This window comes from Pseudomonas koreensis, assembly GCF_025447595.1.
Lineage (GTDB): Bacteria > Pseudomonadota > Gammaproteobacteria > Pseudomonadales > Pseudomonadaceae > Aquipseudomonas > Aquipseudomonas koreensis_H.
On sequence record NZ_JAOEJU010000016.1, the window covers coordinates 143,312 to 151,243 of the forward strand.

General features: G+C 61.3%; 4 protein-coding genes and 1 tRNA gene. 1 reads left to right on the forward strand and 4 read right to left on the reverse strand.

Translation table 11 applies throughout. From position 1 onward, the window contains the following. Nucleotides 1-296: 296 nt before the first annotated feature. The gene (locus N8H71_RS19495) at nucleotides 297-2,138 is read left to right on the forward strand and encodes a potassium transporter Kup (protein WP_431768316.1); all 1,842 of its coding nucleotides are present in this window, start codon (nucleotides 297-299) and stop codon (nucleotides 2,136-2,138) included. 67 nt (nucleotides 2,139-2,205) lie between these two features. On the opposite strand, the gene N8H71_RS19500 is transcribed toward N8H71_RS19495, so the two are convergent. The 4 genes from N8H71_RS19500 to N8H71_RS19515 form a co-directional block, all read right to left on the reverse strand. Continuing rightward, a complete protein-coding gene (locus N8H71_RS19500) occupies nucleotides 2,206-2,532 on the reverse strand; it encodes a DUF3077 domain-containing protein (protein ID WP_262195250.1) in 327 nt (108 codons plus the stop codon). An 835-nt stretch (nucleotides 2,533-3,367) separates the two neighbouring features. Further along, the gene (locus tag N8H71_RS19505; RefSeq protein ID WP_102717227.1) at nucleotides 3,368-4,663 is read right to left on the reverse strand and encodes a virulence factor family protein; all 1,296 of its coding nucleotides are present in this window, start codon (nucleotides 4,661-4,663) and stop codon (nucleotides 3,368-3,370) included. Continuing rightward, nucleotides 4,663-7,302 carry a bifunctional lysylphosphatidylglycerol flippase/synthetase MprF gene (mprF, locus tag N8H71_RS19510; protein ID WP_262195251.1) on the reverse strand — a complete coding sequence of 880 codons (2,640 nt, stop codon included), beginning with the start codon at nucleotides 7,300-7,302 and terminating at the stop codon, nucleotides 4,663-4,665. Before mprF ends, N8H71_RS19505 begins: the two co-directional genes overlap by 1 nt. 279 nt (nucleotides 7,303-7,581) lie before the next feature. Next, nucleotides 7,582-7,658 (reverse strand) — tRNA-Met (locus N8H71_RS19515). Between the last annotated feature and the right edge of the window lie 274 nt (nucleotides 7,659-7,932).

The window sequence follows — 7,932 nt, forward strand, 5'->3', positions numbered from 1 at the left end:
ACGGGCGCTTGAACTGCGCCTCTGATCAAAAAGTGCGCAATTCTAGCGACGAGCAGCGCACTTGACCAGCTTTATGCAGGGAAATACGACGAGTGCTGCGCTATGCTTCGCGCCGTTGCGCTTTACTGAATTTTTACAGTCAAGAAAACGTCTGTTACAGGGCGTAAAAACGCGCATGCTGCACACAAAGCATAGTGCTTCATCTAAGAAGCCGGTCTGGGAATCAGGAGTGTTGGATGGGTCAGGCAAGTAGTCACGCGGCAGGCGCCGAAGGTTCGGCCACCAAGCCGCTGAGCATGCTGGTCGCGGCGGTCGGGGTAGTTTACGGCGACATCGGCACGAGCCCGTTGTACACCCTCAAAGAAGTGTTTTCCGGCGCTTACGGCGTGCCCGTCAATCACGACGGAGTGCTCGGCATTCTGTCGCTGATTTTCTGGTCGCTGATCTGGGTCGTTTCAATCAAGTACATGATGTTCGTCCTGCGCGCCGACAACCAGGGCGAAGGCGGGATCATGGCGCTCACCGCGCTGGCCCGTCGGGCGGCGGCGGGGCGCAAGAGGTTGCGCACGCTGCTGGTGGTCTGCGGGCTGATCGGCGCGGCGCTGTTCTATGGCGACAGTATGATCACCCCGGCGATTTCCGTGCTCTCGGCCATTGAAGGTCTGGGCCTGGCTTTCGATGGCATCGACCACTGGGTGGTGCCGCTGTCGCTGGTGGTGCTGGTGGCGCTGTTTCTGATCCAGAAACACGGCACGGCGCGGATCGGCATTCTGTTCGGGCCGATCATGGTCACCTGGTTCCTGGTCCTCGGCGCCCTCGGCGTGTACGGCATCAGCCACACTCCTGAAGTGCTGCACGCTTTGAACCCGGCGTGGGCGGTGCGGTTCTTTACCGTTCATCCGGGCATGGGCGTGGCGATCCTCGGTGCCGTGGTGCTGGCGCTGACCGGTGCCGAAGCGCTGTACGCCGACATGGGCCACTTCGGTCGCAAGCCGATTGCCCGCGCCTGGTTCCTGCTGGTGCTGCCGGCGCTGGTGCTCAACTACTTCGGTCAGGGTGCCTTGCTGCTGGACAATCCGGAAGCGGCGCGCAACCCGTTCTACCTGCTGGCGCCGAGCTGGGCGCTGATTCCGCTGGTCGGTCTGTCGACCCTGGCCACGGTGATCGCCTCGCAAGCGGTGATTTCCGGCGCATTCTCCCTGACCCGTCAGGCGATCCAGCTCGGTTACATCCCGCGCATGTACATCCAGCACACCTCCAGCGACGAGCAGGGCCAGATCTATATCGGCGCCGTGAACTGGTCGCTGATGGTCGGCGTGGTGTTGCTGGTGATCGGCTTCGAATCCTCCGGCGCCCTGGCCTCGGCCTACGGTGTGGCGGTGACCGGCACAATGCTGATGACCACGATTCTGGTGTCGGCAGTCATGTTGCTGCTTTGGAAATGGCCACCGATTCTGGCGGTGCCGGTGCTGCTCGGCTTCCTGCTGGTGGACGGTCTGTACTTCGCCGCCAACGTGCCGAAGATCGTGCAGGGCGGCGCCTTCCCGGTGATCGCCGGTATCGCGCTGTTCGTGCTGATGACCACTTGGAAACGCGGCAAGCAACTGCTGGTCGAGCGTCTCGACGAAGGCGCGCTGCCGCTGCCGATCTTCATCAGCAGCATCCGCGTCCAGCCGCCGCACCGCGTGCAGGGTACCGCTGTGTTCCTCACCGCACGTTCCGACGCGGTGCCGCATGCGCTGTTGCACAACCTGTTGCACAACCAGGTCCTGCATGAGCAAGTGGTGCTGCTGACGGTGGTCTACGAAGACATTCCGCGTGTCCCGCCATCGCGTCGTTTCGAAGTCGAAGCCCACGGCGAAGGCTTCTTCCGGGTGATCCTGCACTTCGGCTTCACCGACGAACCGGACGTGCCGCAGGCACTGAAGCTGTGCCATCTGGACGACCTCGACTTCAGCCCGATGCGCACCACCTACTTCCTCAGCCGCGAAACGGTCATCGCCTCGAAGCTCGAAGGCATGGCGCGTTGGCGTGAAGCGCTGTTTGCGTTCATGTTGAAGAATGCCAATGGCAATTTGCGCTTCTTCAATCTGCCGCTGAACCGGGTGATTGAGTTGGGGACGCAGGTGGAGATGTAGGCCCCGCCTCGATTGAAAAGCCCCCGTCAGCTTTGCGGCTGGCGGGGGCTTTTTCGTTTTTGTGCCGTTACATGCTTTCTGGCAGTTCTGCCTCAGATTCGGTCTTCGTTCGCGTGGGTCGCGGCATCAGGGCCTTCATCACGTCGTCGACCAAGGCCTTGCCGATTATCGTCAGGTAATGCGCGGCCCAGGCGTGACGGTCGCTTTCCTTGTCGTAGGCGGCGTCTTCGGCGAAGGATTTGGCGAGGAACAACAGGTCTGAAGCCTGGGACAGTGCTTCGACGATGGGGACGCCGGAGCGAACGTTGAGTAACGCCTGATCCGAGCTGTAGAGGAAAGAGGTGAAGCCGATGGTCGTCAGGTCTGAAGGTGATGAAGGACTTTGTTTGCTCATTGTTTCGCTCCATAAAACGAGGAGCTGCCGCATTCGTTACCACACGAATGGGTGGCAGCTGTACGCAGGGTGGTAAACCGGGGGAGCAAAGAAACCGGCAGACCCGAAGGTCTCCCACGCACAGCCGCCATGACTCGAGTTGCAGGCGTAAAAACACCTGAGTCGTGATGGGAATGCAGTTGCACTTTGCCTTGCCGGGTTACCACACCCGATCACTGAAATAGTCAGCGATCTCTGGAAAGTATCCCGTCGAAAAACAGCGCAATAGGGCGGCAAAGTGCCCAAACACGAGATTAGGAGTTTGCCTACAAGGTATGCGGACGTCATCTGATATTGCGACACCGGAAGTAAGCGAAACTATGCGTCGGACAGAATCAATGCGCTAAGCAGGTGTTGATTCTTCAATGAGCTTCGCTTAACAACTGTCCTTTGTCCAAAGGCTGAGGACAGTTCGAGTGACAGGCGACATTCTCGGAGATGGGTGTTCATGAAGAAATGCTTGAAACAGGAAAGGCTGGATGAGCTCGAGAGTCTTGGGGTTGAAGCGGCAGCCAAGGCACGATTGAGCAATTTCGATCCGGCTCAAGCGATCAGTCATAACGATATGCGGGCGAGGTACGCCCGCAAGAACTGACGATTATTTGAGTTCAACACATTTCCCCCTGTGGGAGCGAGCATGCTCGCGAAGGCGTAGTGTCAGTCGACGAATCTGTTAATTGACCCGCCGCTTTCGCGAGCAAGCTCGCTCCCACAGGGATTGGTGCAGTTCTTGAAAAATGTAAAAAAGCCCCCGCAACTGCGAAGTTGCGGGGGCTTTTCGTTGGTGCGCTTCAGATCACTCTTCCGCCACCTGCGCCGTGTTCTGGCGCTTCTCGATCAAGTCCACCAAGCGCTTGGCCAGCGCCGGGTAGTTCTCGTCGAAGTGGTGGCCGCCAGGCAGCTTTACTGCTTCGCCCACCGCGGTCTTGTCGGTGCAGCCGCTTTCATCGGTTTCTTCTTCCCCGTAGATGCACACGACCTTGGCCGGTGGCAGCTTGGCCATTTCCGGGCCGGTGGCGGCTTCTTTGCCGGCGTTGCCGAGCCAGCCTTCGACTTCGATTTCGAAGCTGCCGGTGCGGGCGAAGGCCAGCAGGATGATTGCATCGACGCGCTGCTGCTCGGTTTCCGGCAGGCGGTTGTAGATGGCCGGCAGGACGTCGGCGCCGAACGAGTAGCCGGTCAGGATGAAGCGCTTGGTGCCCCATTTCTGGCGGTAGTGCTGCATCAGTTCAGTCAGGTCGAGGGCGCTCTGTTCCGGGCTCTTGTGCTGCCAGTAGTAGCGCAGGGTGTCGATGCCGACGACCGGGTAGCCGATCTTGGCCATTTCACCGGCCACGTCGCGGTCCAGATCGCGCCAGCCGCCGTCACCGGACAGGAACAGGGTCACGGTGTCCTTGGCCTGGCCGGCCGGGACTTCCACCACCGGGATTTGCAGGCCACCGTTAGCCTTGTCGCCGCCGACGAGGATCTTGCGCAGTTCGTTGTTCAGCACTTGCGGCAGGTTGATGTCGTAGTCGCTGATGCTGGTTTCAGCGTTCGGTTGATCGCGCACGAAACCGGCGCTGGTGTCGTCCGGGTTGTCGTTCCACGCCACCAGCCAGTGGCCATGGGCGGCGGACTTCGGCAGCAGGTGGGTGCAGCCGGGTTTTTCCAGGGCCAGGTCGACGGAAACGGCCTGGGCCTTGTCGTCCTTCTGCTCGGACAACCAGCGCCACGCCAGCACGGCACCGGGGCCGATGCCGCTGACCAGGGTCGCCGGGCCGTTCAGTTCACGCAGGCCGGCTTGCAGGGCGCGGCTTTGCAGCAGGCAATCCTTGGGCAGGATCACCTGAACGATCTGCGCCGAGGCACTACGGCTCAGGGTGCTCAGTTGCTTGTCGCTGAGTTTCTGGTCGTCGTTGACCGCCACCAGCACCTGAGCCTTGGGCTTGGTGCCGGGGATGACCCGGGTCATGGCTGCGCCATCGGCCGGGGTGAGCTGTTCGAGGGTCGGTTCCGGTGCCGGGCGTTTGAGGTACCAGAAACCGCCACCGGCAATCGCGGCCAGCACCAGCAGTGCGACCAGGATGTACTTCAGGGAGCGTTGAATCATCAGCGTTTCACCAATCCAGTCAAGCCGCCCGCGATCAGGGCAGCAGTGTCGGCCAGCGCCACCAGCGGATCGAGTCCGGCGGGCACGGCCATATAACGGGGTTCCCAGTCAGGCTGGAACTTGTCTTTGAAGCGGCGCAAGCCTTGGAAGTTGTACAGCTGCTCACCACGGCGGAAAACCATCGAGCCCAGACGCTGGGTCAGCGGTGCCCCGCGCCGGGGTTGCAACCCCGACAACGGCACCATGCCCAGGCTGAAGCGCGCGTATCCGTGACTCTTATAGTGTTGAATCAGACCGACCATCATGAATTCCATGGTCAGCTTGGGGGCGTCCGGGTGCGCGCGCATCAGGTCGAGACTGGCCAGGTCATGGCTGTAGGTCTCGAGCAGGTTGGCGAACGCCACGGGGCGGCCTTCGAAGCGAATCACCGCGATGCGGAAATGCTTCAGGTAATCATCGCTGAAACGGCCGAGGGAGAAGCCTTTCTCGCGCACGTTCTTGCCGGTCAGCCAGGCGTCGGAAATCACCTTGAGTTCATCCATCGGCGCCTGGCCCGCTTCATGGATTTCCAGCGACAGGCCGTCTCGGCCGCCGCGGTTCCAGGTGTAGCGCAGGTCCTTCATCTCCTTGCCCTTGGCTTCCAGGTCAAAGCGATGCAGATCGACCCGGGCTTCCTCGCCCAGCTTGATCGCGGTCAGGCCGATGTCCATGTAGTACGGCAGGTTCTCGGCGCGCACCTGATAGAACACCGGGCGGGCGTGATGGATGTCGCACAGGTCGCGGAACTGCCAGATCATCTCGGCCCGTTGCTGGCCGGGGCCGATCGGGTCGTACAGGGCGACCAGACTGCGGCCACGGCGGGCGTACATCAGGAAGGCTTCGTCGTTGGGATGAAACAGCAGCGCCTTGTCGCCGGTCAGGGCCAGGCCGCCGTCCGGTTGCGAGGAGGCCATCAGAATCTTCGAGGCGCGTTCCAGCTCGTCGGGTGTCGGCAGGTGGATCACCGGGCGGGCGGTGCGCAGCAGCCAGGTCAGGGCGATCACCAGCAGCAACACAGCGGCGCCGAGCAGCGAGCGCAGGCCGCGCGGGGCGTCGGCGTCGAGGGTGAACTGCCACCACAGTTGATGGCTGTACGGAACGTCCTGATAAGCGAACAGCAGCAGCCAGGTCGAAGCACCGAGTACGCACAGGCTGGCTACCAGATACAGTGGCGAGAACGGCAGTTCGGTCAGACGGCTCGGGCGATAGAACGAGCGACGGAACACCCCCAGCAGCGCGGCGGTGAGGGTCATCAGGGTCGCTTCTTCCCAGTCGAAGCCCTTGAGCAACGAGAGCAGGGCGCCCACCAGCAACAGAATGGTGGTCAGCATCCACGCCGCCGACAGCCGGCGACGCAGGCCTTGGGCGAGCATCAGGCACAGCACGCCGATCAGGCTGGCGCCAAAGTGCGAAGCATCGACCAGACGATGTGGAATCAGAAAACCGATGTGTTCCAGACGGGTGTCGATCTCTGGCGTCGCGCCGGAAAACAGCAAAACCACACCTGACAGGAACACCAGCACCGCGAGGATCGGTGCGGCCAGACCGGAAGCCGCACGCATGGTCTGCGACTGAAACAGGCGCTGGCCTTCGTTGAGCAGCAACAGCACGCAGGCCACCAGCAACGGCAGCACCACATAGATCAGTCGATACAGGAGCAGGGCGGCGGCCAGTGGTGCGGCGCCGAGTTTGTCGGCGAATGCGGCCAGCAGAATGGCCTCGAAGACACCCACGCCACCCGGGACGTGGCTGAGTACGCCGGCCGCCAAGGCCAGCAGATAAACCAGCAGGAAGGCACCGAAGGGCGGCGCTTCCGGCAGCAACAGATAAAGGACGGTTGCAGCGGCGGCCACGTCGAGGGCGGTGATGACCAGTTGCAGGAACGTCAGGCGGCGACCCGGCAGGCGCAGGGTGCGACGACCGGCCCGAACCAGCAGGTTGTCCGGATAAGGTTGTTCCGGCAGGCGACGGCGATAGATGCCGATGGCCAGGATCGCGCCGAGCAGCAGCACTACGCCGGCAATCGTCCCCAACAAGGTCTCGGATAGCCCCAGTGCCTGTGAGGCGGCGGGCAGGTTGCTCAAAGTCGCAAGCGCGGCCAGCGGCGGCAGGGCGCAGCCCAGCGACAGGCTGGCGAACAAGGTCATGTGCGCGACTTCGGAAGCGCCCAGGCCATGCCGTGCATATAAACGGTAACGCACCGAGCCACCGGACAGCATCGACAGGCCAATGGCATTGCCGATGGCAAACGCGGTGAAGCCGCCGAGAGCCAGGGTTTTCGGTGCCAGCGTCACGCGGGCATATCGACTGGCCGACCATTCGTAGCCGAGCAGAATGATGAAGCCGACGACTGTCGCACCGAGGGCACCGAGCAGGGCCGGTTTCGGCACGTCGAGAATCGAGTCGTGCAGTGCGTCGAGATCGAGTTCGCTGAGCAGATGGCGACAGGCAATCAGCGCGATGGCGAACAGCAGCAAAGTGACCGCCAGACCGATCGGTTGCCGGTATTTGCTGATCCGATCCAGCAGGCGCAGGCGCTCAGGCTTGATCGGTGGGTTCGCTGTGACGGTGTCTTGTGAGTCAGACGAGTTGGCGCGCATCAATCACCTCTTGGATTGTGCGCGACAGGATGGAGGTATCCAGCCAAGTTACCAATCCCTGTAGAAAAAAATAATCACAAAATACTACGCCTCTCACCGGGTATCGGCGAGGGCAGCTCTTGGATTGCAGATGCCTTGCCCGCGACTCAAGCATAGTCGCAACTCGGCGGGTCTGAAGATCCTGAACGGTTCACTGCACAGTGACAGATCATTGTTGCGAAAGGACTTTTTCCACAGATACAAAAAAGGCCACTCTTTCGAGTAGCCTTTTTTGATGTTTGGTTGCGGGAGCCGGATTTGAACCGACGACCTTCGGGTTATGAGCCCGACGAGCTACCAGACTGCTCCATCCCGCGTCTGTGTGGCGGCATTCTACAGGCGAACGACGGGGTGTCAACCGATAATCCCGAGAAGGGTCAAATAAGTGTGCAATCGCGGCAAACGGTCGCAGGGGAAGCGCTAAGTTTCGGAATCGGAACGATTTCCGCCTGGTGCGACTGGATCCGAAAAACAGACGCGCACAAAAAAGGCCAATCTTTCGATTGGCCTTTTCTGATGTTTGGTTGCGGGAGCCGGATTTGAACCGACGACCTTCGGGTTATGAGCCCGACGAGCTACCAGACTGCTCCA

Coding starts and splice junctions, on each gene's coding strand:
- mprF (WP_262195251.1), bottom strand. CDS start 7,302: ATGCGCGCCAACTCGTCTGACTCACAAGACACCGTCACAGCGAACCCA.
- N8H71_RS19500 (WP_262195250.1), bottom strand. CDS start 2,532: ATGAGCAAACAAAGTCCTTCATCACCTTCAGACCTGACGACCATCGGC.
- N8H71_RS19495 (WP_431768316.1), top strand. CDS start 297: ATGCTGGTCGCGGCGGTCGGGGTAGTTTACGGCGACATCGGCACGAGC.
- N8H71_RS19505 (WP_102717227.1), bottom strand. CDS start 4,663: ATGATTCAACGCTCCCTGAAGTACATCCTGGTCGCACTGCTGGTGCTG.